Below are 25,596 nucleotides of genomic sequence, written 5' to 3'. Positions count from 1 at the left end.
TCATTTGATTATCCATCAGGATTTTACGCAAGGCCATCTTTTTGCGACACTAGCGCATGCCTCTGATCCTCTTCAACAAACCCTTCGGCGTGATGAGCCAGTTCTCGGCCCATCCCGAGCGCCAGACCCTGGCTGACTACCTCGATATTCCCGCCATCTACCCTGCCGGCCGACTGGATGCCGACAGCGAGGGCTTGCTGCTGCTCACCGATGACGGCAAGCTGCAACACGCCATTGCCCACCCGCGCCGCAAGCAGCCCAAGACCTATCTGGCTCAGGTCGAGGGTCTGGCCACCCCGGATGCCCTGCAGCGCCTGCGCGACCCGCTCGACCTGGGCGACTTCGTGACCCAGCCCGGCCAGGCAAGGCTGATCCAGCAACCTGACTGGATGTGGCCGCGTACGCCGCCCATCCGCCAGCGCGCCCACCAGCCCACCAGCTGGGTCGCCCTGACCATCAGCGAAGGCAAGAACCGCCAGGTGCGCCGCATGACGGCCGCCGTCGGCCTGCCGACGCTGCGCCTGGTGCGTATTGCCATCGGTCCGTTCTCGCTGGCCACCCATCCGGTGATGCCGGGGGAGTGGCGAGAAGTCGATCCGCAAGAGCTGGAGAGCTGAGCAACCGCCCGCGCCGACGGCGGGAAACTCTTGCAAAATAGTCAATCAGACAAGTTTTTCAGCCGGCGGACCTGCCCACTTCTTCAGGAATGTTCATAAAAAAGATCTGAAACGGTGTCAACCTTCATACGCGCACTTCGTTATTGGCAGTGATTCGCACGAATCATCGTTTGCCTCACATCCCTAACATGTTGAATTGAAGGACGCAAAATGAAAAAATTGATCGCCGCTCTGATCGCTGGTCTGTTCGCAACTGCTGCTTTCGCACAAGCTCCGGCCGCGCCTGAAGCACCGAAGGCTGAAGCCGCTGCGCCGAAGGCAAAGAAGGCCAAGAAGGCAAAGAAGGCCAAGAAGGCAAAGAAGGCAGCTGAAGCTAAGTAATTAGCGTCCGCTCAATGAAAAGGCAGGCTCGTCCTGCCTTTTTTCATGTCCGCAAGGTTTGCGACCTGCCCGCAGGCACACCGCACACGGGCTGTCGCGCTGCTGCTATGCTGTGGGGCTTTGGCAGCCCGAGGCCGATCCGAATCACGACTGATAATGAACATGCGCCAATCTTCCCTTTCCCGTTTTTTCCTGCGCAGCGCGGCCGCCCTGCTGGCGCTTGGCTGCCTCTCTAGCGCCGGTGCGCAAACGCCGCAGGTGCGCAGATTCCCCACCACCCAGCTCAATATCGGCATCTATCTGATCAAGGCCGAAGTGGCCCAGACCGAAGCCGAGCGCGAGCAAGGCCTGATGTTCCGCGAGAAAATGGCCGACAACGAAGGCATGGTGTTCCTCTTCGGCCAGCCGGCCGGGGTGTGCATGTGGATGAAGAATACGCTGATCCCCCTGTCGGTCGCCTTCATGGATGAAAAAGGCGTCATCATCAACATCGAGGAAATGAAGGAACAGACCCTAGACTCACACTGCGCCAAGCGCCCGGCGGTGTATGCGCTGGAGATGAACAAGGGCTGGTTCAAACAGAAGAACATCAAGCCAGGCACCAGGATCGAGGGCCTGCCCCGATAAGATCGCCAGGAACGGCGGGACGGCACTGCAAGGCAGCGTCCCTGCCGATACGTCTACAAAACACAAGGCTTGTAGAGAAGCATCGCGAAAACGCAAAAAACCGCTTGAATTCAAGCGGTTTTCTTGTACTGCAGTCTGAAGCGGGCGAGGCCGCGCTTCAGTTCAAGCGCCGGAGCAATTAAGCAGCCAGGGCCTTCAGGGCAGCAGCCAGGCGGCTCTTGTGACGAGCAGCCTTGTTCTTGTGGATGATCTTCTTGTCGGCGATGCTGTCGATGGTCGACACGGAAGATTGGAACACGGAGGTTGCTGCAGCCTTGTCGCCGGCGGCGATGGCCTTGCGAACTGCCTTGATTGCGGTGCGCAGGGTCGAGCGCTGGCTCGAGTTGTGAGCGTTTTGCTTGACTGCTTGACGAGCACGCTTACGTGCCTGTGCGGTATTTGCCATGAAAATTATCCTAAATCGAGAGTCGTTTGCGCCGCAAACCCCGAGGACTCGCGATGCCAAATTCTGTAAAGCATCGGATTATAACCAGATTCCGGTAACAAGGCAATCCACTTGTCCGCATCTGCCCCAATTCTGCCGTAAACACGATGCCATCCGTTGCGATGCTGCCGCAGGCTTGCCGATTTCCGCAAAGAAATTCATACCGGTTGACGAACCTGCTGACGCCGCGGCGACTCTATCGGCCCGGGCGCGGGGGTCATTGTCTTTTCTTTCACATCGGCTTGAAACCACCCCTTCCCCGCCCCTGCACACGGTTCTGCCGCCGCGCCCGCCCTCCATGAACGCCGCCGGCCAACATCACCACCGCAAAAGCACCGCTGCCCACCGCTATAATGCCGCTCCATGAATCTGCATAAAACCCTCGCCGCCATCTCCGGCATGACGATGCTCTCGCGCATCACCGGGCTGGCCCGGGAAATTCTGTTCGCCCGCACCTTCGGCGCCTCCGCCTACACCGACGCCTTCAACATCGCCTTCCGCATTCCCAACCTGCTGCGCCGGCTCTTTGCCGAGGGCGCCTTCTCGCAGGCGTTCGTGCCGATCCTGGCCGAATACAAGAACCGGCGCGGTCCCGAGCAAACCAAGCATCTGGTGGACCACGTGGCCACGGCCCTGATGTGGGTCATGCTCATCACCTGCGTGGCCGGCATCATCGCCACCCCCTTGGTGGTCTATTTCATCGCCACCGGCCTGCAATATGATCACGATGCCTTCAATGCCTCGGTGTTGATGACCCGCATCATGTTTCCCTACATCGGCTTCATGGCCTTTGTGGCGCTGGCCGGGGGCATCCTCAATACCTGGAAGGAATTCAAGATTCCGGCGGTCACCTCGGTGCTGCTCAATGTCGCCTTCATCGTCGCCGCGCTGTTCGTGGCACCCTTCATGAAACAACCCATCTACGCGATGGCCTTTGCCGTGCTGGTGGGCGGCATCCTGCAGGTGGCGATCCAGGTGCCGGCCCTGATCAAGATCGGCATGCTGCCGCGCCTGTACTGGAATCCGCTGCTGGGGCTGCGTGACGAAGGCGTCAAACGGGTCTTGAAGAAGATGGGCCCTGCCGTCTTCGCCGTCTCGGCGGCGCAGATCAGCCTGATGATCAATACCAACATTGCCTCGCGCCTGGAGCATGGCAGCGTCTCCTGGCTAAGCTATGCGGATCGCCTGATGGAATTCCCGACCGCGCTCTTGGGCGTGGCGCTGGGTACCATCCTGCTGCCCAGCCTCTCCAACGCCCATGCCGCCGAGGACATGGAAGAGTATTCCGCCCTGCTGGACTGGGGGCTGCGCCTGACCTTCATGCTGGCCATGCCATCGGCCGTGGGCCTGGCCACGCTCTCCGAGCCGCTCACGGCCACCCTGTTCCACTATGGCCGCTTCGATGCGCTGTCGGTCACCATGGTCAGCCATGCGCTGGTGGCCTACGGCGTGGGCCTGATCGGCCTGATCGTGGTGAAGATCCTGGCACCCGGCTTCTACGCCAAGCAGGATATCCGCACCCCCGTCATCATCGCCGTGGGCGTACTGATCGCCACCCAGCTCATGAACAGTGTCTTCGTGCCGCTGTTCGCCCACGCCGGTCTGGCGTTGTCCATCGGGCTGGGTGCCTGTCTGAATGCCCTGTGCCTGTTCATCGGTTTGCGCCGTCGCCGGATCTATGTGCCGCGTCCGGGTTGGGGCCTGTTCCTGGTACGCCTGACCGGCGCGCTGCTGGTGATGGCGGGCGTGGCGCTGTGGAGCGCCGGCCACTTCGACTGGGTTGCGCTGCGCGCCCATCCGCTGCTGCGCATCGGCGCGCTGATGCTGGTATTGATGGTATGTGCAGCGGCGTATTTCGGACCGTTGTTCGCGATGGGCTTCCGCCTGCGCGAATTCAAGCGCATCGCGCGTCGCTGAAGGGGCTTGCACAGCACTTCATCACAAGCCGGGCGCACTCTGACACAAGAAATTTCATTCCCCTCCCGGCAGACCTGACGCAGCGCGCAATATTTTGATAGCATGGGTGACATGACGCTCACCTCCCTCGACTATTTTGCTTCGCTGGTGCGCCAGGATGATTCGATTCCGCTGTTCGAATCCGCCTTGACGCTGGGACAGGATTTTTATCCGGAAATGGATTTTGCCGAGGAAGAGATGGCGCTCGACACGCTGGCGCTCAAGCTCAAGCAGCGCCTGCCCTCGGATGCCTCGCAGATCCAGAAGCTGCGCATGCTGAATCATTTCTTCTTCCAGGAAATGGCCTTCGCCGGCAACGTCAACAATTACTACGATCCCGACAACAGCTACATCCACCGCGTCATCTCGACACGACGCGGCATTCCCATCTCGCTGGCAGTGGTCTACATCGAACTGGCCCAGCACATCGGGCTGGACATGAAGGGGGTGTCATTCCCCGGCCATTTCCTGATGAAGCTGTCGGTGCAGTCGGGCGAGATCGTGCTCGATCCCATGAATGGCGCCAGCCTGTCGCGGCAGGAACTGGAAGAGCGACTGGAGCCCTATCTGGCGCACCAGCCGGAAGAAGATTTCGGTGATGAACTGCCCTTGGCGGCCTACCTGCGCGCGGCCCATCCGCGCGAGATCCTGGCGCGCATGCTGCGCAACCTCAAGGCCATCTTCATGGAAGGCCAGCGCTGGCAACAAGTGCTGGATGTGCAGGAGCGCCTGGTGATCCTGCTGCCCGAGGAAATCACCGAAAAGCGCGACCGTGGCCTGGCCTACGCCAACCTGGGCCAGGCCCAGGCGGCGCTGGAAGACCTGGAAGCCTATCTGGCCCTGCGTCCCCATGCCGAGGACGCGCCCAACCTGCGCGAGATGCTGCCCGACCTGCGCGAAGCTCTGCGCAAGCCAAGCTGATCGGCTTGGCCGGGCTTACTGCCGGCCTTCGATTTCTTCCCAGCGTTCCAGGCTCACCAGCAGTTCTTCGTCGATCTCGGCGAAGCGCTGGTTCAGCTTGACGGCTTCATCGGCGCTCTTCTTGTACAGATCCGGATCGGCCAGTTTCGCCGACAGTTCCTTCTGTTCCGCTTCCAGCACGGCGATGCGCTTGGGCAGCTCTTCCAGCTCGCGCTGTTCCTTGTAACTCAGCTTCTTCTTGGCCGGTGCGGGCGCCGCTGCGGGTGCGGCCATGGTCGATTCAGCCTTGACCTCGTTCTTGTCGGCCGCCTTGGCAGCCGCCTTCGAAGCAGCGGTTGACTGGGCCGGACGCTGGCGCTCCCAATCGGAGTAACCGCCCACGTATTCACGCCAGAGGCCATTGCCTTCGGAGGCGATCACCTGCGTGACCACGTTGTCCAGGAACATGCGGTCGTGGCTGACCAGGAAGACCGTGCCTTCATACTCTTCCAGCAATTCTTCCAGCAGTTCGAGCGTATCGATGTCGAGGTCGTTGGTCGGTTCGTCCAGCACCAGCACGTTGGCCGGCTTGGCGAACAGGCGCGCCAGCAGCAGGCGGTTGCGCTCGCCCCCGGAAAGCGTGCGCACCGGCGAGCGCGCGCGTTCGGGCGCGAACAGGAAGTCCGACAAATAGGTCATCACGTGCTTGCGCTGGCCGTTGACTTCCACCCAGTCACTGCCCGGGGCGATGGTGTCGGCCAGGGTGGTTTCTTCATTCAATTGCGCGCGCATCTGATCGAAATACGCCACCTGCGTCTTGGTGCCCTGCTTGACGGTGCCGCTGTCGGGCGCCTCCTCGCCCAGGATCAGCTTCAACAGCGTGGTCTTGCCCGCGCCGTTCTGGCCGATCAGCCCGACCTTGTCGCCGCGCATGAGGATGGTGCTGAAGTCGCGCACGATGGTCTTGGGACCGTAGGCCTTGTTCACATTCTCCAGTTCCGCCACGATCTTGCCGGAACGCTCACCGGTACCCACTTCAAGCTTGACCTGACCCTGTCGTTCGCGGCGCTCGCTGCGCTGCACGCGCAGGGCTTCCAGACGGCGTACGCGGCCTTCGTCACGGGTGCGGCGGGCTTGCACGCCCTTGCGGATCCAGACTTCTTCCTGGGCCAGGAATTTGTCGAACTTGGCATTCTCCACTTCCTCATTGGCCAGCAGCTCGGCCTTGCGGGCCTGGTAGGTGGTGAAGTTGCCGGGGAAGGAGAGAATCTTGCCGCGATCCAGTTCGATGATGCGGGTGGAGACGTTGTCCAGGAAGCTGCGGTCGTGGGTGATGAAGAGGATGCTGCCCTTGAAGTCGCGCAGCAGTCCTTCCAGCCAGAGAATGGAGCCGAAATCGAGGTGGTTGGTCGGTTCGTCCAGCAGCAGCACGTCAGGATTGCCCACCAGCCCGCAGGCCAGCGCCACGCGCTTCTTCATGCCGCCGGAGAGCTCGCCGATGCGGGCCTCGCGGTTCAGGTTCAGCTTGTCCAGCGTGGTCTCGACCTTGTTGCCGATGGACCAGGCATCGGCCGCATCCAGCACGGTCTGGATCTGGTGCATGCGCTCCAGCAGGGCATCGTCGTTGTCACCGCCGAACTGGCCGGTGATGGCTTCATATTCGGCCAGCAGCGCCGGCAGCTCGCCCAGGCCCGAGGCCACGGCGTCAAAGACGCTCATCTCTTCCGGGAAGTGCGGCTCTTGATCGACATAGGCTATTTTCAGGTTCTGCTGCATCACCAGCAAACCATCATCGAGCTTGGAGCGCCCCGCGATGATCTTGAGCAGCGAGGACTTGCCGGTGCCGTTGCGGCCGATCAGGCCGATGCGTTCGCCGGTCTCCAGCGAGAATTCGGCGTGATCCAGAAGGGCGACGTGGCCGAAGGCCAGTTGTGCGTCGGAGAGGGAAATGACTGCCATAGCGTGCGTGATCTGCGTGAATGCGACGGCCAGGGCCGCGCAGGATGAAAGCAAAGGCGCTTGATGCGGGAAAAAGCGCAAGAGCGGCATTGTACCGACTGCGCCGCCGAAATGCTGATTTAAGCGCAGCCACGCTCCATCGCGGGACGCAGAATCACTCCGGTTTGCATCAAAGCAACGGGATTGATGAAAAATAGCGACAAAAGCTCGAATTTCCCCGTCGTTCGAGAGCCATGTTACAACTGGTTAAGCATTGCCCAGGGCCGGGCCGCCGGGCTGGCGGCGTGATGCGGTAAGATAGCGCATTCCGATTCCCGCTCATCCCATGCCTTTTTCCTCTCTGCCAGACCTGCGCCGCCAGCGCGGCTTCCTCAATCCCAACATCGCCAAGTTCATCGGTCTGTCCATCCTCGGTCTGGGTGTGGCCGGTGCGCTGCTGGTGGTGTATGCACTGATCTTCATCAACCCGCGCCTGCCCTCGCTGGACCTGATCACCGACTACCGCCCCAAGGTACCGCTGCGCATCTGGTCCGAAGACAAGGTCTTGCTGGGCGAATTTGGTGAAGAAAAACGCAGCCTGGTCAAGCTCGAAGACATCCCGGCCGACATGAAGAATGCCGTGCTGGCCATCGAGGACTACCGTTTCTATGAACACGGCGGCATCGACTGGATCGGCATCGCCCGCGCGCTGGTAGCCGACATTCTTCGCGGCAGCGCCTCGCAGGGGGCCAGCACCATCACCATGCAGGTGGCGCGCAACGTCTTCCTGACCAAGGAGAAGACCTTCTCCCGCAAGCTCTACGAGGTGCTGCTGGCCAACAAGATCGAACATGCCCTGACCAAGGACCAGATCCTGGAGGTCTACATGAACCAGATCTACCTGGGCCAGCGCGCCTTCGGCTTCGCCGCCGCCGCCCGCACCTACTTCGGCAAGGACCTCAAGGACATCACCCTGGCCGAAGCCGCCATGCTGGCCGGCCTGCCCAAGGCGCCCTCGGCCTACAACCCCATCGTCAATCCCAAGCGCGCCCACATCCGCCAGCAGTACATCCTGCAGCGCATGCTGGAAGTGGGTTTCATCACCCAGGCCCAGTACGACAAGGCTTCCAAGGAAGAACTGAAGGTGCGCGCACCGGGCAGCCAGTACAGCATCCACGCCGAATACGTCAATGAAATGGTGCGCCAGATGGTGTACGCGCAGTACAAGGAAGACACCTACACCCAGGGCTTCAACGTCTACACCACCGTCAATGCAGCCGACCAGCAGGCCGCCTACCAGGCCGTGCGCAAGGGCGTGATGGATTACGACCGCCGCCACGGCTATCGCGGTCCGGAAGAAACCATCGCCCTGCCCGCCAACGCCGACGATCGTGCCGCGGCCATCGACGACGTGATGGACGACCACCCCGACAACGATGACATCCTGGCCGCCGTGGTGGTGGCCGCCAGCCCCAGGCAGATCGATGCGGTGCTGCGCAGCGGCGACAAGATCAGCATCAAGGGCGAAGCCCTGCGCTTCGTCGCTGCGGCCTTGTCGGAGAAGGCCAAAAAGGAGATCCGCATCGCCCCCGGCGCGCTGATCCGCGTGATGCAGGACGCCAAACAGAACTGGCAGGTGGTGCAGTTGCCGCAGGTAGAAGCGGCACTGGTCTCGGTGGTGCCGCAGGATGGTGCCATCCGCGCCCTGGTCGGTGGCTTCGACTTCACCCAGAACAATTTCAACCACGTCACCCAAGCCTGGCGCCAGCCGGGCTCGACCTTCAAGCCCTTCATCTATTCGGCGGCGCTGGAGAAGGGTTTTGCCCCGGCCTCCATCGTCAACGATGCCCCGGTTTCCTATCCGGCCGGCCCCGGCCAACCGAACTGGGAACCCAAGGATGACGAAACCCCGGCCGGCCCCATGACCGTGCGCACCGCCCTGCAGAAGTCGGTGAACCTGGTGGCCATCCGTACACTGGACTATATCGGCGTGCCCTATGCGCGGGAGTTCATCACCGGCACCTACGGCTTCGACGCCGACAAGGTCCCGCCCTACCTGCCCATGGCGCTGGGCGCGGGCCAGACCAACCCGCTGCAGCTCTCGGCGGCCTATTCGGTCTTTGCCAACGGCGGCTACAAGATTCAGCCCTACCTGATCTCGCAGATCACCGATGCGCGCGGCAAGGTGCTGTCCAAGGCGGATCCGCTGATCGTGGGCAATGGCGCGCCGCGCGTGGTGGCCGAACGCAACAGCTACATGATGACCAGCATGCTCAAGTCGGTCGCCCAGAGCGGTACCGGCGCGCGCAGCAACAGCATCGGCCGCACCGACCTGGCCGGCAAGACCGGCACCACCAATGACGCCGTCGATGGCTGGTTCGCCGGTTATCAGCGCACCCTGGCGACCGTCGCCTGGATGGGTTACGACCAGCCCAAGAGCCTGGGCAGCAAGGAATTCGGGGCGCAGCTGGCGCTGCCGATCTGGGTCGACTACATGGCCAAGGCCCTCAAGGGGGTGCCGCAGTTCGACCTGCCGGTGCCGGACGGCATCCGCTTCATCGATGGCGAACCCTACTACGACAACTTCACTCCCAACAACGGTCTGGTGACCAATGTGGGCGTGACAGTGGTGGATGCCCTGTCAAACTTCTTCGGCTGGACACCGAGCTCCACCCCGGCTGCACCGGGCGCTCAACAGGGCAATACGCAGGCGGCGCCGAACCTGCCCGGGTCCTCCCCCAGCACCCCGCGCACGCTACCGGGCGCACCGGCGGGCCGTCCCCTCAACGAGAACGCACGGCGCTTCATGGACAACACCAACCAGGGACATTGAAGCCGGGCCGGGCCTGGGGCCTGGGGCCTGGCACGTGGCACTTCAGGAGCGGGACGGCAAAAGCAAACGGGCACTTCCGAAGAAGTGCCCGTTTGCTTTTGTCTGGCGCCCCCGACACGGATCGAACGTGTGACCTATCCCTTCATACCGCTATGGCTTTCGCCACCATCAGATACAGATGACCGGATGTTTGCAGTCTGGACTATACCTTGGCCATGGACCCTGCCCTGGCGAGCAAGATCGGGAGGCCGGAGCCGTCTAGTCTCTACACCTTCCGGCTTCCGAGGAAACCGGCTTGGCTCGGTATTGCCAGCAGCCGCAGGCTCAAAAGCATGCGCTGTCAGGGTTCACCGACTTTGACTCCATTCAGGCGGCGCCTTTCGGCATCCGCTGCCCAATTTGACTTAGGAGGGGATCGCTCTATCCACTGAGCTACGGGGGCAACAAGGCCGCTATTGTATCCGCTGCGCCCGCCCTTGCAAAGCTGCAAGCTTCCCATGCGCCGCATCGGCCTTGCACTACAATAGGCCGATGCGCTCGCCCACAATAAATATGAAGAAGCTTGCAGTCACTGCCCTGGGGACATGGATGACAGCGGGCCTGGCCATGGCCCAGCCGACGGCGGACAAGCCGGGGACGATGCCGGGCATGGCCGAACGCATGGCCGCCTGCATCGCCTGCCATGGCAAGCAGGGGCGGGCCACGGCCGATGGCTACTATCCGCGCATCGCCGGCAAGCCGGAGGGATACCTGCTCAATCAGCTGCAGAGTTTTCGTGATGGACGGCGCCGTTATCCGATGATGAATTACCTGCTGGGCAATCTTTCGGATGATTATCTCCGGCAGATCGCCGCCTTCTTCGCCGACCAGCATCCGCCCTATCCGCCGCCGGTTCCCGCCGACGCCGGCACCGCCGTACTGGATCGGGGGCGCCTGCTGGTGAGCCAGGGCAAGCCGACGCAGGGCATTGCTGCCTGCGCCAGCTGCCATGGCGTCGGGCTGGGCGGCGTACAGCCGGGCATTCCGGGATTGCTGGGCCTGCCGCACGACTATATCAATGCGCAACTGGGAGCCTGGCGCAATGGCGAGCGCACTGCCAGCGCACCGGACTGCATGGGCAAGATTGCCCGGGCCCTGAGTCCGGAAGACATCAATGCCGTCAGCAGCTGGCTGTCCTCCCAGCCGGTGCCGGCCGACTATGCCCCGGCGCGCAGCCTGCCCCAGCCACTCCCGGTGGCCTGCGGCAGCATGCCGCCGCCGGGCCCTGCCGACGCAGGAGCGGCACGATGAACAAGATCTTGCGTCGGGGACTGGGGATGCTGCTGGGCAGCGTGCTGGCGGTCGTGGCGCTGGCAGCCGGCGTGATCGCCTGGCAAAGCCTGCGCAGCGAAGATGCCGGTGTGGCCGCCCCGGTCACCGATGCGCAAGCGCAGCGACTCAGGGGGCAATACCTGGCACGCGCCGGCAACTGCATGGCCTGCCATACGGTGCGCGGCGGTGCGGCCTATGCCGGTGGCCGCCCCATCGCCACTCCCTTCGGCACGCTCTACACCACCAATCTCACGCCGGACAAGGCCACCGGCCTGGGCGACTGGAGCGCCGACGATTTCTGGCGCGCCCTGCACCACGGACGTGGACGTGATGGCCGTTTCCTCTACCCGGCCTTCCCCTACACCAGCTACACCCGCCTCACCCGCGACGACAGCGATGCCCTGTTCGCCTGGCTGCGCCGCCTGCCTCCCGTAGTTCAGCCCAATCGTTCACATGATTTGCGCTTCCCCTACGACCAGCGGCCGCTGCTGGGCCTGTGGCGCGCATTTTTCTTCACACCGGCTGTTTACCAGCCTGATCCGGCGCGCTCCGCCCAGTGGAACAGGGGCGCCTACCTGGTGCAAGGGGCTGGCCATTGCAGCGCCTGTCACAGCGCCCGCAACCGGGCCGGCGCCAGCATTGCGCCGCTGGCACTGGCCGGGGGCATGATCCCGGGGCTGGACTGGTATGCGCCGCCCCTGCATGGAGCAGAGCATGGCCTGGGCAACTGGAGCGAGGCGGACATTGCCGCCCTGCTCAAGACCGGCGTCTCGCCGCGCGCCGCCTCGCTGGGGCCGATGTCGGAAATCGTCGGGCGCAGCCTGCAGTATCTGAACGATGAGGATATCGGCGCCATGGCGGTCTACCTGAAGTCGCTGCCGGCACAAGCCCTGCCCGAGGATGGCATGGCCGCCCAACCGGAACCCGTCGAGGCCGAACGCATCCTCAAGCAGGGCAAGAAGCTCTACGGAAGTCTGTGCGTGGACTGCCACGGCGGCCGTGGCCAGGGTAGCGCACCGGATTATCCGCCGCTGGCGGGCAACCATGCCATTGCCGGGCCAGAGCCGGTCAACGCCATCCGGGCCGTGCTCAATGGTGGATTCCCGCCCTCCACGACAGGCAACCCCTACCCCTTCGGCATGCCACCCTTCGGTCCGCAGCTCAGTGACCAGGAGGTGGCCGCACTGGTCTCCTATGTGCGCAATAGCTGGGGCAACCAGAGCGGCTTCGTTTCGGCCTCGGAGGTGAACCGCTATCGCAGCGTGCCGCTGGATTGATCCTGCGCAGCGCATCCTGGGTCCGGCTCGAAAAAAAAAAAGGCGATCCGGATATCGCCTTTTTCATTCATGGATGAAGAAACGTCAGTGCTCGGTACTGAGCTTGTAGCCCATGCCGCGCACCGTCTGCACGTAGTACGCCAGATCACCCAGCGACTTGCGCAGGCGCATGATGTGCACATCGACCGTGCGCTCCTCGATGAAGGTGTGGTCTCCCCAGACCCTGTCGAGCAACTGGGCGCGTGAAAAGATGCGTTCCGGATGCGCCACCAGATAGCGCAGCAGCTTGAACTCGGCCTGATCCAGCGCCACCGACCTGCCCGCCACGGCCACCTGGCGGCGTTCGACGTCGATGCTGATGTCGCCGTAGCGCAGTGCCTGACTGCCGATCTCGGGCGTCTTGCGACGCAGCAGGGCCTGCACCCGTGCCACCAGTTCCTTGGGCGAGAACGGCTTGGTCACGTAGTCATCCGCGCCCTCGTTCAAGCCCTTGACCTTGTCTTCTTCCATGCCCTTGGCGGTGAGCATGATGACCGGCAGCGCCGCCGTACGCTGGTCGCGCCGCAGCTCCGCCAGCAGCACCAGACCGGAACTGTCGGGCAGCATCCAGTCCAGCAGCACCACGTGCGGCAGCGATTCGGCGATCAGCTTGCGGGCCTGGGCCACGTCGGTGGCGATGGTGGTGGCAAAACCCGCTCCCTGCATCGTAAAGCGCAACAGCTCCGCGATGCTGGGTTCGTCTTCGACCATCAGGATGTGGGGGAGCTCTTTTGACATCTTCCTTGGCTTCGCTGTGGCTCGATCAGAGTACCTTGGCCGCGATACGCTGGGCCATGGTACGCGCCAGGTCGGCTTCTTCGGCTTCCACCATCACGCGGATCAGCGGTTCGGTGCCGGACGGTCGCAGCAGCACGCGGCCGCGCTCGCCCAGTGCCTCTTCCACCGCAAGCTTCTCGGCTTGCAGGGCGGCGTTGGACTTCCAGTCATAGCCGGCCGGAATCTTCACATTGATCAGCGATTGCGGAAACAGGGTGATATCGCCGGTCATCTGCGCCAGGCTCTGGCCGGCGCGCTTCAGTGCACACAGGACCTGCAGCGCCGAGACGATGCCATCGCCGGTGGTATGCCTGTCCAGCGCCAGCAGGTGGCCGGAACCTTCGCCGCCGAGCAGCCAGCCCTTTTCCTGCAGCACTTCCAGCACGTAGCGGTCGCCCACCTTGGCGCGCGCGAAGGGCACGCCCATCTTTTTGAAGGCCACTTCCAGGGCCATGTTGGTCATCAGGGTGCCGACCGCACCATCGACCGGGCCGGTGGCCAGGCGATCCTTGACCATCAGGTAGAGCAGTTCATCGCCGTTGTAGATGCGGCCATGGCCATCGACCATGATGAGCCGGTCGGCGTCGCCGTCCAGGGCAATGCCCAGGTCGGCGCGGTATTCACGCACCGCGGCTACCAGCGACTTGGGCGCGGTGGCGCCGCAGTCCTCGTTGATGTTCAGGCCATCGGGCTGATTGCCGATGGTGATGACTTCGGCCCCCAGCTCATGGAAGACGTGCGGGGCGATGTTGTAGGCCGCGCCGTTGGCACAGTCCACCACCAGGCGCATGCCACGCAGGTCCATGGCGCTGGGGAAGGTGCTCTTGCAGAATTCGATGTAGCGGCCGGCCGCATCCGACAGGCGACGTGCCTTGCCCAGCTTCTCGGAGGGAACGCACTCCATGGGCTGCTCCAGGGCGGCTTCGATGTCGGCCTCGACCTGGTCGGGCAGCTTGTTGCCCTTGGCCGAGAAGAACTTGATACCGTTGTCGTGATAGGGATTGTGCGAGGCCGAAATCACCACGCCGGCCGACAGGCGCTGGGCGCGGGTCAGGTAGGCCACGGCCGGGGTCGGCAGTGGCCCGGCCAGCCAGACATCCACGCCAGCCGCTGCGAAACCGGCCTCCAGGGCGGCTTCCAGCATGTAGCCGGAAATGCGGGTGTCCTTGCCGATCAGCACCGTGGGACGCGCCACGCCATCCTTGGACTTGGCCAGCACCTTGCCGGCCGCATAGCCCAGGCGCATGACGAAATCAGGGGTAATGGGTGCCACGCCTACGCGACCGCGCACACCATCGGTGCCGAAATATTTTGCTGCCATGTTGATCCTTTTTATTGCTTGTCGATGTCTTGCTGGCCGGGCGAAGGCGTCGGCCTGTCTCCAGTGAAGACGATGGGTTGCTGCCTGATGATCGGTGAGGTACGAAGCTGCATTGCCGCTGTGCCTACCGATCGGCGCGCCCGGCCTGCCACATGGCCAGTGCATCGACCGTCTCGGCCACATCATGCACCCGGATGATCATCGCGCCCTGCTGCGCCGCCGCCAGCGCCGCGCCGAGACTGCCGGCCATGCGGCGTTCCAGCGGCTTGCCGGTGACGGCGCCGATCATCGACTTGCGCGACATGCCCGCCAGCAGGGGCAGGTCCAGCATGTCGATCAGTCGGCGCGTGTTCTTGAGCAAAGCCAGATTATGCTCCACAGTCTTGCCAAAGCCAAAACCGGGATCGATACAAATCCGTTCACGTCCGATGCCGGCTGCGCGCATGAGGTCGACCTGGGTCTGCAGGAATTGGGCGACCTCGGTCACCACATCTTCATATCGGGGTTCCTGCTGCATGGTCTGCGGCTGACCCTGCATGTGCATCACGCACAGGCCGGCCTCGCTGTCCTTGACCGCATCGATGGCGCCCTCGGCACGAAAACCATTGATGTCATTGATCATGTCCACCTCGGCGGCCAGCGCTTCGCGCATGACGGCGGGCTTGTAGGTATCCAGCGAGATCGGCTTGCCGCAGTCGCGCAGGGCATAGATCACCGGCATGACGCGCTCCAGCTCTTCCTGCAAGGACAGCGGGGCGATGCCGGGACGGGTCGACTCGCCACCGATGTCGATGATGTCGACCCCGTCGGCGATCATCTGTTCGGCATGGGTCAGGGCCAGCTCCAGGCAGTGATGGCGGCCGCCATCGGAGAAGGAATCGGGCGTCACATTGAGAATGCCCATGACCAGCGGCCGGCGGCCAGGCTGGACCGGCAGGCGGAACCTGCCGCACTTGAGAAATGCTTGCGTCATCTTGCTGTTGTGGGTGGTGCGGATGAGTTGTCCGACGTAGCGACCTTGCGGAGGCTGCGCCGCCTGCCATCGCTCTGCGGCTGCATGATACACCGCCGATGGACCGTCTTTATACTTTTGTCCGGCAAGCGCGTCATCGACTGCACGGTTTTTCATCTGCCAAATAAAAAAGGTGAGGATCGCTCCTCACCTTCATCAAACCTGCGGTCTCAGGCGCTCGGGCTCTTCGCCGCAGCCCTCACGCTTCAGGCCGGAGCCGTGGCGTTGGGCGAGACGTCGCCGGAACGATTGCCGTCCGAGGGCGACTTCTTGACGGGAGTCCCATTGCGCGGCGGACGCGGTTCGTCACCGTTCATGATGTCGTTGACCTGATCGGCGTCCAGGGTTTCCCATTCCAGCAGGGCCTTGGCCATGACGTCGACCTTCTCGCGGTTTTCTTCCAGCAGACGACGGGCCAGGGCATATTGCTCGTCGAGGATGCTGCGGATTTCAGCATCCACCTTTTGCTGGGTGGCTTCGGAAACGGTCTTGGAGGACATGCGGCCGAAGTAGGCGTCCTGCTCCGAATCTTCATACACCATGGTACCCAGGGTCACGGACATGCCGTAGCGGGTAACCATGGCGCGAGCCAGCTTGGTAGCGCGCTCGAAGTCGTTGGAAGCGCCGGTGGACATCTGGTGCATGAAGATTTCTTCAGCGATACGGCCACCGAAGAGGATAGAGATCTCTTCCAGCATCTTGTCCTTGTACATGTTCACGCGGTCATGCTCCGGCAGCTGCCAGGTCAGGCCCAGGGCGTAGCCACGCGGCATGATGGTGACCTTGTGGACCGGATCGGCCTTGGGCAGCAGCTTGGCGACGACGGCGTGGCCGGACTCGTGGTAGGCGGTGTTGCGGCGCTCTTCCTCGCGCATCACGGCCGACTTGCGTTCCGGACCCATGACGATCTTGTCCTTGGCATCTTCGAAGTCCTGCATTTCCACCAGGCGCTTGTTGCGGCGCGCAGCGAACAGGGCGGCTTCGTTGACCAGGTTGGCCAGGTCGGCACCGGAGAAACCGGGGGTACCACGGGCCAGGATGTCGGCCTTGACGTCCGGCGCGATGGGCACCTTGCGCATGTGGACGTAGAGGATCTGTTCGCGACCACGGATGTCGGGCAGGCCGACCATCACCTGGCGGTCGAAACGGCCCGGACGCAGCAGCGCCTTGTCCAGCACGTCGGCGCGGTTGGTAGCGGCGATGACGATGACGCCGGAGTTGGCTTCGAAACCGTCCATCTCCACCAGCATCTGGTTCAGGGTCTGTTCACGTTCGTCGTTGCCGCCGCCCATGCCGGCGCCACGATGGCGACCGACGGCGTCGATTTCGTCGATGAAGATGATGCAGGGAGCATGCTTCTTGGCGTTCTCGAACATGTCACGCACACGCGATGCGCCCACGCCGACGAACATTTCCACGAAGTCCGAACCCGAAATGGTGAAGAACGGCACCTTGGCTTCGCCGGCGATGGCACGGGCCAGCAGCGTTTTACCGGTACCCGGGGGGCCGACCATCAACACACCGTGGGGGATGCGGCCGCCCAGCTTCTGGAACTTGGTTGGATCGCGCAGGAATTCGACCAGCTCCTGCACTTCTTCCTTGGCTTCATCGCAACCGGCGACGTCGGCGAAGGTGACCGAATTGCTGTTTTCATCGAGCATGCGCGCCTTGGACTTGCCGAAGGAGAACGCACCGCCCTTGCCGCCGCCCTGCATCTGGCGCATGAAGAAGATCCAGACGCCGATCAACAGCAGCATCGGGAACCAGGAAATGAAGATTTGCGACAGGAAGGACTGCTCTTCCGGCTGGCGCACGTCGAACTTCACGCCATTGTTCAACAGGTCGCCGACCAGGCCGCGATCCAGGATGGTGGTCGCGGTCTTGACCTTGGTGCCGTCCTGAGTGGTGGCGATGATGTTGCGATCCTCGATGGTCGCGTCCTTGATGTGTCCGGCCTTGACCTCGGAGATGAAGTCCGAATACGCGATCGGCTTGGCATTGGTCGCCATGCTGCGGCTGTCGAACTGTTTGAACACCATAAACAGCACGAGCGCGATGACTACCCAGATGGCAGCCTTGGAAAACATATTGTTCACTGGAACTCCTCCGACGCCTGCGCGCCACGTTGCCTTTGTATCGTCCGATTTTACCCGGATTCAACCACCCTTACACGGAAAACCGCCGTCCGACCAGCCTCGCCCCGCCCTGCTGTGCCATCGCGCAACGCACAACAACGCGTCGCATCAGGCTGCAGGCTCATTTCTTTGCCATTCCGTCATCAGCTTGAAGACGGGCGGGGAAGACCTGTTTGTCGCCAAGTTTGTCACCGATTCAGACAGACTAACGATTTCCAGAAATCGATATAAGGCTGAAATCGGGCAAAACAAGGCGGGAAAATTCACTAAATCGCCGGTTTTACAGCAGATTTTGCGCTGGATTGCGGATGACGAACCGGTTTTGAATCAACTTTAACCGATTTAACTGCGAGGATTTTTCAGGATTTTCCCTAGCAGAAAGATTTCGGACGACTTGTCGCGGCTGGCCTTGGGTTTCTTGGACATCACCGTCTTGAATTCGGCCCGGAATTTGTGCACCAGTTCGTTGTAGCCGGTCCCGTTGAAACACTTGACCAGCAAAGCGCCGCCAGGTTTCATGTGCAGTTGCGCAAAATCGATGGCCAGGTCAATCAGGTACTCCACCCGTGCGGCATCGGCAATGGCCACGCCCGACAGGTTGGGCGCCATGTCCGAGAGCACGAGATCGGCCTTGCGCCCCTCCAGCACGGCTTCGAGCTGGCGCACCGGCTCGTCTTCGCGGAAGTCGCCCTGGATGTAGTGCACATCGGCAATCGGGTCCATCGGCAAGATGTCCAGCCCGATGATGGTGCCGTGGATGCCGCCCCCCTCGGCACCGGCCAGCTTGTTGCGGGCGTACTGGCACCAGCTGCCGGGGGTGCAGCCGAGGTCGACGATCACCTGCCCGGGCTTGATGAGACGTTCTTCCTCATCGATTTCCTTGAGCTTGTAGGCGGCACGCGCGCGATAACCTTCCTTCTGTGCCAACTTCACATAAGGGTCGTTGATATGGTCGTGTAACCAGTTTTTGTTCAGTTTGTTCTTTGCCATTCGCGTAGAATACTGGTTTTATCTCATTGAGGGACAACTTGGCGCCGCCGAGACCTCGTCCCGAACCTGCACTCCCATGTTGAATCTGACTCCCGCCGAGCGCAGCGAACTGCGCGCCCAGGCCCATGGCTTGAACCCCGTCGTGATGGTAGGCGAAAGTGGCCTTTCCGAATCCGTCATGAAGGAAATCGACAAGAGCCTCAACGCCCACGGCCTCATCAAGGTCCGTGTCTTCGGCGACGACCGCGAAGCCCGCATCGCGATCTACGAAACCATCTGCGCCGAGCTCAAGGCCGCGCCGGTACAACACATCGGCAAGCTGCTGGTGCTGTATCGCCCGCAAAAGGACGAAGGCAAGAAAGCCGCTGCCGGCGCCAAGGGCGGCCTGCGCGAAGTGACCATCGTCAAGTCGCACGCCACCAAGCGTCCTTCGGTGAGCAAGGTCATGCTCAAGGGCAACGAACGCATCACCGCCGGTGGTCTGGTCAAGAAGGCCAAGCCGCGCCAGCGCAGCACCAAGAAGAGCGCTGGCTGATCGCCGCCACGGGGCCACGGTCCACAAAACAGAATGCCCGCTGATGCGGGCATTTTCATTTCCGGCGTCGGTGTTGCGGCAGGATCAATGCCGCATCCGCCCTGCTCTGCGCGGGACGGATGCGGCGGACTACGTCAGACGTAGCGCACTTCCAGGATTTCGTATTCCTTCAGGCCCGAGGGGGCTTCCACGGCCACCACGTCACCGGCGCTCTTGCCGATCAGGGCACGGGCGATGGGCGAGGTCACGGAAACCTTGGATTCCTTGATGTCGGCTTCGTCCAGACCGACGATCTGGTAGGTCACCTTCTCGCCGCTGTCCAGGTTTTCCAGGTCCACGGTGGAGGCGAAGACCACGCGGCCTTCGGCGTTCAGTTCGGCCGGGTCGACGACCTGGGCCGCGCCCAGCTTGCCTTCCAGGTCGGCGATACGGCCTTCGATGAAGGCCTGGCGCTCCTTGGCCGACTCGTATTCGGCGTTTTCGGACAAGTCACCCTGCGCGCGCGCTTCGGCGATTGCATTGATGACTTCCGGACGGTCTTTGGTTTTCAAACGGTGCAATTCTTCCTTCAGAAGTTCGGCGCCACGCTTGGTAAGGGGAACTGTGCTCATAAGTCTCTTGCTCAAGGTTAGGGTTACACGGAAGACGCATCCAAGGTCCGCCGGCCGCTGAACACGCAAAAAGATCTCCGCGCCGCCAACCTGGCGGACAAGCGTTGTTTTTACGGGAACAGTCTGACTGGTGAACGGACCGTTGCTGCAGGATTCCGTCAGCTCTTCAACAACACGCGCTCTGACTCAGAGCCGCTAAGGACATGACGCCACGCGCAAATCCACATGCGTGAGGCCCGATGGCGTCATGTCCTTAGCGTCCCCGGACGGATCTGCCCTGCAACATTGAACATGTTGTGGCCGCAGGGTGTCGTCCAAAAGTCAGAGAGGGCATCGATTGCTCAGATGCCCTCTTTGCCTGCCGGCGTCAATCAAGCTAAAGCCGGCAAAAGTAACGTGTTGTGGGTTTAGTGTATAGCTTTATGCAGGCCTTGTAAATCGTAGACGTCCAGCGCGTCCAGATGGCGCATGCCTTCCACTGCCGCTTCGGCACCGGCGATGGTAGTGAAGGTGGTCACACGGGCGGCCAGTGCCGAGGTACGGATCGCTCCGGAGTCGGCAATGGCGTTGCGCTTTTCTTCAACGGTGTTCACCACCAGGGTGATCTCGTTGTTCTTGACCATGTCCACGATGTGCGGACGGCCTTCCACCACCTTGTTGACGGTCGTCACCGGGATGCCAGCAGCGCTGATGGCCGCCGCCGTACCCTTGGTGGCCACAATCGAGAAGCCCAGGGCGACCAGGTCGCGCGCCACTTGCACGGCACGCGGCTTGTCGCTGTTCTTCACCGACAGGAAGACCTTGCCGGACTTCGGCAGCTTCACGCCAGCACCCATCTGCGACTTCACGAAGGCTTCACCGAAGGTCTTGCCCACGCCCATGACTTCGCCGGTGGACTTCATTTCAGGGCCGAGGATGGTGTCCACGCCCGGGAACTTGACGAACGGGAACACGGCTTCCTTGACGCTGTAGTAAGGCGGCACCACTTCGTTCTTGATGCCCTGGCTGTCCAGCGACTGGCCGACCATGCAGCGCGCGGCGATCTTGGCCAGTTGCAGGCCGGTCGCCTTGGAGACGAAGGGTACGGTACGCGAAGCACGCGGGTTCACTTCCAGCACGAAGACGGTATCGACGGTCTTGCCATCGACTTCATTTTGCTGAATCGCGAACTGCACGTTCATCAGGCCGACCACGTTCAGGCCCTTGGCCATCAGTGCGGTCTGGCGCTTCAGTTCTTCAATCGTTTCCTTGGACAGAGAATACGGCGGCAGCGAGCAAGCCGAGTCGCCCGAGTGCACGCCAGCCTGTTCGATGTGTTCCATCACGCCGCCGATGAAGGTACGTTCACCGTCGGAGAGGCAATCGACGTCCACTTCGATGGCGTCGTTCAGGAAGCGGTCCAGCAGCACCGGAGAGTCATGCGATACCTTGACGGCTTCGCGCATGTAACGCTCCAGGTCACGCTGCTCGTGGACGATTTCCATGGCCCGGCCACCCAGCACGTAGGACGGGCGGACCACCAGCGGATAACCGATTTCCTGCGCCAGTTGCAGCGCATCGGCTTCGGTACGGGCGGTACGGTTGGGCGGCTGGCGCAGGCCGAGGTCCTGCAGCAGCTTCTGGAAACGCTCGCGGTCTTCAGCGGCGTCGATCATGTCGGGCGAGGTGCCGACGATGGGCACGCCATTGGCTTCCAGGTCCAGCGCCAGCTTCAGCGGGGTCTGGCCGCCGTACTGGACGATCACGCCGACCGGTTTTTCCTTCTCGACGATTTCCAGCACGTCTTCCAGCGTCACCGGCTCGAAGTACAGGCGGTCGGAAGTGTCGTAGTCGGTCGAGACGGTTTCCGGGTTGCAGTTGACCATGATGGTTTCGTAACCGTCATCGCGCATGGCCAGTGCCGCGTGCACGCAGCAATAGTCGAACTCGATGCCCTGGCCGATACGGTTCGGGCCACCGCCCAGCACCATGATCTTCTTCTTGTCGGTCGGGTTGGATTCGCACTCTTCGTCGTAGGTCGAATACATGTAGGCGGTATCGGTCGAGAACTCGCCCGCACAGGTATCGACGCGCTTGAAGACCGGACGCACACCCAGCTTCTTGCGCTGCTCGCGCACGGCGGTGTCGGTGGTCTTCAGCAGCTTGGCCAGGCGGCGATCCGAGAAGCCCTTCTGCTTCAGCTGGAACAGGGTCGCCTTGTCCAGCGACTCCAGCGCCACATCCTTTTCCAGCCACAGTTCGATGTCGACGATTTCCTTGATCTGCGACAAGAACCACGGGTCGATGTGGGTCAGGCCATGCACTTCTTCCAGCGAGAAGCCTTGGGCGAAGGCGTCGCCCACGTACCAGATGCGGTCCGGACCGGGTTCGCCCAATTCCTTCTCGATCAGTTCGCGGTCGGTGGTCTTTTCGTTCATGCCATCCACGCCCACTTCCAGGCCACGCAGGGCTTTCTGGAAGGATTCCTGGAAGGTACGACCGATGGCCATGACTTCACCCACGGACTTCATCTGGGTAGTCAGGTGCTTGTCGGCCTGCGGGAATTTCTCGAAGGTGAAACGCGGGATCTTGGTCACGACGTAGTCGATGGACGGCTCGAAGGACGCCGGGGTCGCGCCGCCGGTGATCTCGTTGCGCAGTTCATCGAGCGTGAAGCCCACGGCCAGCTTGGCCGCGATCTTGGCGATCGGGAAGCCGGTGGCCTTGGAGGCCAGTGCCGAGGAACGCGAGACGCGCGGGTTCATTTCGATGACGATCATGCGGCCATCAGCCGGGTTGACCGAGAACTGCACGTTGGAGCCGCCGGTATCCACACCGATTTCACGCAGCACCGCCAGCGAGGCGTTACGCATGATCTGGTATTCCTTGTCGGTCAGCGTCTGTGCCGGTGCCACGGTAATGGAGTCGCCGGTGTGCACGCCCATCGGGTCCAGGTTTTCGATGGAGCAGACGATGATGCAGTTGTCCGCCTTGTCGCGGACCACTTCCATTTCGTATTCCTTCCAGCCGATCAGCGATTCTTCGATCAGCAGTTCGGACGTCGGCGAAGCCTCCAGGCCGCGCTTGCAGATGGTTTCAAATTCTTCGGCGTTGTAGGCGATACCGCCGCCGGTGCCGCCCATGGTGAAGGACGGACGGATGATGACCGGGAAGCCGATGGTCTTCTGCACCGCCCACGATTCTTCCATCGTGTGCGACACGCCCGAACGGGCCGAACCCAGGCCGATCTTGGTCATGGCCTGCTTGAACTTGGAGCGGTCTTCCGCCTTGTCGATGGCTTCCGGAGTGGCGCCGATCAGCTCAACCTTGTACTTGTCCAGCACGCCATTGCGATGCAGGTCCAGCGCGCAGTTCAGCGCGGTCTGGCCGCCCATGGTCGGCAGGATGGCGTCCGGCTTTTCCTTGGCGATGATGCGCTCGACAGCTTGCCAGGTGATCGGCTCGATGTAGGTGGCATCGGCCATTTCCGGGTCGGTCATGATGGTGGCCGGATTGCTGTTGACCAGGATGACCTTGAAACCTTCTTCACGCAGGGCCTTGCAGGCCTGGGCGCCGGAATAGTCGAATTCGCAGGCCTGGCCGATGATGATCGGGCCAGCGCCAATGATCAGGATGCTTTTGATGTCAGTACGCTTAGGCATTTTGTTTCTTCTCCATCATCGCCACGAACTTGTCGAACAGGGGAGCGATGTCATGCGGTCCAGGGGATGCTTCGGGGTGGCCCTGGAAGCAGAAAGCAGGTTTGTCGGTACGCTCGAAGCCTTGCAGCGAACCGTCGAAGAGCGACACGTGGGTCACGCGGCAATTGGCCGGCAGGGTCGCCTGGTCCACGGCGAAACCGTGGTTCTGCGAGGTGATCATCACCTGCTTGGAATCCAGGTCCTGCACCGGGTGGTTGGCGCCGTGGTGGCCGAACTTCATCTTGAGGGTCTTGGCGCCGGAGGCCAGGGCCATGATCTGGTGACCCAGGCAGATGCCGAAGGTCGGGATGCCGCGCTCGATCAGTTCCTTGGAAGCGGCAATGGCGTAATCACAGGGTTCCGGATCGCCAGGACCGTTGGAGAGGAAGATGCCGTCCGGGTTCAGGGCCAGCGCTTCGGCCGCAGTGGCTTGCGCCGGCAGCACGGTGACCTTGCAGCCGCGCTCGGCCAGCATGCGCAGGATGTTGTACTTGACGCCGTAGTCGAAGGCGACCACGTGGAATTTCGGGGTGATCTGCTGGCCATAGCCGCGGCCCAGGCGCCATTCGGTCTCGGTCCAGTTGTAGGCCTTCCGGGTGGAGACCACCTTGGCCAGGTCCATGCCAGCCAGGCCCGGGAAGGCGCGTGCCAGTTCCAGTGCCTTGGCGGTGGCAGCAGCAATGTCGGCTTCACCGGCGACGATGGCGCCGTTCTGGGCACCCTTCTCGCGCAGGATGCGGGTCAGCTTGCGGGTGTCGATGCCGGCGATGGAGACGATGTTGCCTTCTTTCAGGTAATCCGACAACGATTGCTGGCTGCGGAAGTTCGACAGCAGGCGCGGCAGGTCCTTGATGATGAGGCCGGCGGCGTGGATCTGCGACGCTTCGACGTCTTCACGGTTCACGCCCGTGTTGCCGATGTGCGGATAGGTAAGGGTGACGATCTGGCGGCTGTAGCTGGGGTCGGTCAGGATTTCCTGGTAGCCGGTCATCGCGGTATTGAAGACCACCTCACCGGTGGTATTGCCTGCGGCGCCGATGGAAAAACCTTGGAAGACAGACCCGTCTGCGAGCGCGAGGACGGCCGGAATCGCGGGACCGGAAAGAAGAGGCAGCAAGGGTAACTCCTGAGATTGTTACCGCCGCGGCTGGATGACCGGTAGACCTTTGCGCGCCAAACTGACCGGCGCGAACACCCCGACTCATTCGGTACGGAAGCGTGGCTGGGCCTGTTGGGAACGAGGAAGAGGAATGGGTATGCGCTACGGCGGATAAAATTGGCTAAACCGCTCAATTATAGCGCAAGAGCCTCCCTCCGGCAAATCGTAGATTGCCGAAAGTTGGCGCAAATTGCACCTAAACGGGGTGCAGGCAAGGCGGGAGCGCCGGCAGACGAGGCTGCCGGCACGGGAGAGATTACAGGCCCAGGGCAGCGATACCGGCTTTGGCGATCTGCACGTCTTCCGAGGACTTCACGCCCGAGACGCCGACGGCGCCCACGTAATGGCCATCGACCACCACCGGCACGCCGCCTTCGAGCAGGCCATCCAGGCCGGGAGCGCTCAGGAAGGAGACGCGGCCGTTGTTGATCATGTCTTCATAGATCTTGCTTTCGCGGCGACCCAGGGCAGCGGTGCGGGCCTTGGCCGGGGCGATCTGCGAGGAGATCGGGGCGGCGCCGTCCATGCGCTGCAGCCACAGCAGGTGGCCGCCGTCATCGACCACCGAGATGGCCACGTTCCAGTTGTTGGCACGGGCTTCGGCTTCAGCGCCGGCAGCGATCTTCTTGACGTCGTCCAGCGACAGGAACGGTTTGGTTTGCATGTTTGCTCCGATAGGCAGAAAAAATTGAACGCTGATTGTACGGCCAGAAAGTCTTTTTTGACATCCCGCCCGGCCAAGTCATCTTCACGCCATAGATGAAGTTTTTTGCATCACACCTGGCCTGCAACTCATTTTTCTCATGCAGCAAGGAAACTTTCTGTAAAAACGTAAATCTTTTAGCCGGGCTGTTTTCCTACCGCGCGTAGGAAAACCCCTGACAGGGAGAAACCCGCAAGCAGCCCGCTTTAACCCGTAAATCATTTCAGTTTGACAAGCTGGCACGAATCCAGCTTTTGACAAGCCGTAAGATTTACCTTACATTCCTGCAATCCTATTTTGAGAGGATCCC

General features: G+C 62.1%; 21 protein-coding genes. 10 read left to right on the top strand and 11 right to left on the bottom strand.

Annotation, left to right across the window (positions count from 1 at the left end):
* The first annotated feature begins 56 nt into the window (after window positions 1–56).
* The 3 genes from GWL_RS03825 to GWL_RS03815 all read left to right on the top strand — a co-directional run bounded on the left by GWL_RS03825 (window position 57) and on the right by GWL_RS03815 (window position 1,625).
* The gene (locus GWL_RS03825; protein ID WP_008326861.1) at window positions 57–617 is read left to right on the top strand and encodes a pseudouridine synthase; all 561 of its coding nucleotides are present in this window, start codon (window positions 57–59) and stop codon (window positions 615–617) included.
* A 210-nt stretch (window positions 618–827) separates the two neighbouring features.
* A complete protein-coding gene (locus GWL_RS23610) occupies window positions 828–998 on the top strand; it encodes a hypothetical protein (RefSeq protein WP_006463172.1) in 171 nt (56 codons plus the stop codon).
* A gap of 162 nt (window positions 999–1,160) precedes the next feature.
* Window positions 1,161–1,625 carry a DUF192 domain-containing protein gene (locus tag GWL_RS03815; RefSeq protein WP_034350501.1) on the top strand — a complete coding sequence of 155 codons (465 nt, stop codon included), beginning with the start codon at window positions 1,161–1,163 and terminating at the stop codon, window positions 1,623–1,625.
* 178 nt (window positions 1,626–1,803) lie between these two features.
* On the opposite strand, the gene rpsT is transcribed toward GWL_RS03815, so the two are convergent.
* Window positions 1,804–2,070, bottom strand: coding sequence for a 30S ribosomal protein S20 (gene rpsT / locus GWL_RS03810; RefSeq protein ID WP_006463174.1), 267 nt, complete (start codon window positions 2,068–2,070; stop codon window positions 1,804–1,806).
* A gap of 402 nt (window positions 2,071–2,472) precedes the next feature.
* Here rpsT and murJ point away from each other — a divergent pair, with 402 nt between their 5' ends.
* Both murJ and GWL_RS03800 read left to right on the top strand, forming a co-directional pair.
* Entirely contained in the window at window positions 2,473–4,026 is a 1,554-nt protein-coding gene (gene murJ, locus GWL_RS03805; RefSeq protein ID WP_008326858.1) for a murein biosynthesis integral membrane protein MurJ, read from the top strand.
* Window positions 4,027–4,137: 111 nt separating this feature from the next.
* Window positions 4,138–4,986 (top strand): SirB1 family protein, encoded by an 849-nt coding sequence (locus tag GWL_RS03800; protein WP_034350500.1) that lies wholly within the window; start codon window positions 4,138–4,140, stop codon window positions 4,984–4,986.
* Window positions 4,987–5,001: 15 nt separating this feature from the next.
* Here the strand turns inward: GWL_RS03800 and GWL_RS03795 are convergent, their stop codons facing one another.
* Window positions 5,002–6,924, bottom strand: a complete 1,923-nt coding sequence (locus GWL_RS03795) for an ATP-binding cassette domain-containing protein (protein ID WP_034350499.1) — start codon at window positions 6,922–6,924, stop codon at window positions 5,002–5,004.
* A gap of 325 nt (window positions 6,925–7,249) precedes the next feature.
* Between GWL_RS03795 and GWL_RS03790 the strand changes: the two genes are divergently transcribed.
* The 3 genes from GWL_RS03790 to GWL_RS03780 all read left to right on the top strand — a co-directional run bounded on the left by GWL_RS03790 (window position 7,250) and on the right by GWL_RS03780 (window position 12,324).
* Window positions 7,250–9,736, top strand: a complete 2,487-nt coding sequence (locus tag GWL_RS03790; RefSeq protein WP_008326854.1) for a penicillin-binding protein 1A — start codon at window positions 7,250–7,252, stop codon at window positions 9,734–9,736.
* Between the two features lie 552 nt (window positions 9,737–10,288).
* A complete protein-coding gene (locus GWL_RS03785; protein WP_008326852.1) occupies window positions 10,289–11,026 on the top strand; it encodes a c-type cytochrome in 738 nt (245 codons plus the stop codon).
* Window positions 11,023–12,324, top strand: a complete 1,302-nt coding sequence (locus GWL_RS03780; RefSeq protein ID WP_008326844.1) for a cytochrome c — start codon at window positions 11,023–11,025, stop codon at window positions 12,322–12,324. Before GWL_RS03785 ends, GWL_RS03780 begins: the two co-directional genes overlap by 4 nt.
* 84 nt (window positions 12,325–12,408) lie before the next feature.
* On the opposite strand, the gene GWL_RS03775 is transcribed toward GWL_RS03780, so the two are convergent.
* The 4 genes from GWL_RS03775 to ftsH form a co-directional block, all read right to left on the bottom strand.
* Window positions 12,409–13,101, bottom strand: coding sequence for a response regulator (locus GWL_RS03775; RefSeq protein ID WP_008326843.1), 693 nt, complete (start codon window positions 13,099–13,101; stop codon window positions 12,409–12,411).
* Between the two features lie 25 nt (window positions 13,102–13,126).
* Window positions 13,127–14,461 (bottom strand): phosphoglucosamine mutase, encoded by a 1,335-nt coding sequence (glmM, locus tag GWL_RS03770; protein ID WP_008326842.1) that lies wholly within the window; start codon window positions 14,459–14,461, stop codon window positions 13,127–13,129.
* A 124-nt stretch (window positions 14,462–14,585) separates the two neighbouring features.
* Window positions 14,586–15,434: a dihydropteroate synthase gene (gene folP / locus GWL_RS03765; RefSeq protein ID WP_034350497.1), complete on the bottom strand. Its 849-nt coding sequence runs from the start codon at window positions 15,432–15,434 to the stop codon at window positions 14,586–14,588.
* 245 nt (window positions 15,435–15,679) lie between these two features.
* A complete protein-coding gene (gene ftsH / locus GWL_RS03760) occupies window positions 15,680–17,569 on the bottom strand; it encodes an ATP-dependent zinc metalloprotease FtsH (RefSeq protein ID WP_008326840.1) in 1,890 nt (629 codons plus the stop codon).
* Between ftsH and GWL_RS23250 the strand changes: the two genes are divergently transcribed.
* On the top strand, window positions 17,529–17,945 hold the full coding sequence (locus GWL_RS23250; RefSeq protein WP_157174191.1) for a hypothetical protein: 417 nt from the start codon (window positions 17,529–17,531) through the stop codon (window positions 17,943–17,945). The two genes, ftsH and GWL_RS23250, sit on opposite strands and share 41 nt — an antisense overlap.
* 5 nt (window positions 17,946–17,950) lie before the next feature.
* On the opposite strand, the gene GWL_RS03755 is transcribed toward GWL_RS23250, so the two are convergent.
* A complete protein-coding gene (locus tag GWL_RS03755) occupies window positions 17,951–18,598 on the bottom strand; it encodes an RlmE family RNA methyltransferase (protein ID WP_008326838.1) in 648 nt (215 codons plus the stop codon).
* A 76-nt stretch (window positions 18,599–18,674) separates the two neighbouring features.
* Here GWL_RS03755 and yhbY point away from each other — a divergent pair, with 76 nt between their 5' ends.
* A complete protein-coding gene (yhbY, locus tag GWL_RS03750; RefSeq protein ID WP_008326832.1) occupies window positions 18,675–19,133 on the top strand; it encodes a ribosome assembly RNA-binding protein YhbY in 459 nt (152 codons plus the stop codon).
* Between the two features lie 134 nt (window positions 19,134–19,267).
* Here yhbY and greA read toward each other — a convergent pair whose 3' ends face one another.
* The 4 genes from greA to GWL_RS03730 form a co-directional block, all read right to left on the bottom strand.
* On the bottom strand, window positions 19,268–19,744 hold the full coding sequence (greA, locus tag GWL_RS03745; RefSeq protein WP_008326831.1) for a transcription elongation factor GreA: 477 nt from the start codon (window positions 19,742–19,744) through the stop codon (window positions 19,268–19,270).
* Between the two features lie 407 nt (window positions 19,745–20,151).
* Window positions 20,152–23,385 carry a carbamoyl-phosphate synthase large subunit gene (carB, locus tag GWL_RS03740; RefSeq protein WP_008326830.1) on the bottom strand — a complete coding sequence of 1,078 codons (3,234 nt, stop codon included), beginning with the start codon at window positions 23,383–23,385 and terminating at the stop codon, window positions 20,152–20,154.
* Entirely contained in the window at window positions 23,378–24,541 is a 1,164-nt protein-coding gene (gene carA, locus GWL_RS03735; protein WP_008326829.1) for a glutamine-hydrolyzing carbamoyl-phosphate synthase small subunit, read from the bottom strand. The genes carB and carA overlap by 8 nt, the downstream gene beginning before the upstream one ends.
* A 298-nt stretch (window positions 24,542–24,839) precedes the next feature.
* The gene (locus GWL_RS03730; RefSeq protein ID WP_008326828.1) at window positions 24,840–25,247 is read right to left on the bottom strand and encodes a heme-binding protein; all 408 of its coding nucleotides are present in this window, start codon (window positions 25,245–25,247) and stop codon (window positions 24,840–24,842) included.
* Window positions 25,248–25,596 lie beyond the last annotated feature (349 nt).

The organism is Herbaspirillum sp. GW103 (assembly GCF_000261365.1).
In the GTDB taxonomy this organism is placed as follows: Bacteria; Pseudomonadota; Gammaproteobacteria; order Burkholderiales; family Burkholderiaceae_D; genus Herbaspirillum.
Note: the sequence above shows the minus strand (reverse complement) of the source record. Positions and strands in the feature narration are given on the sequence as shown.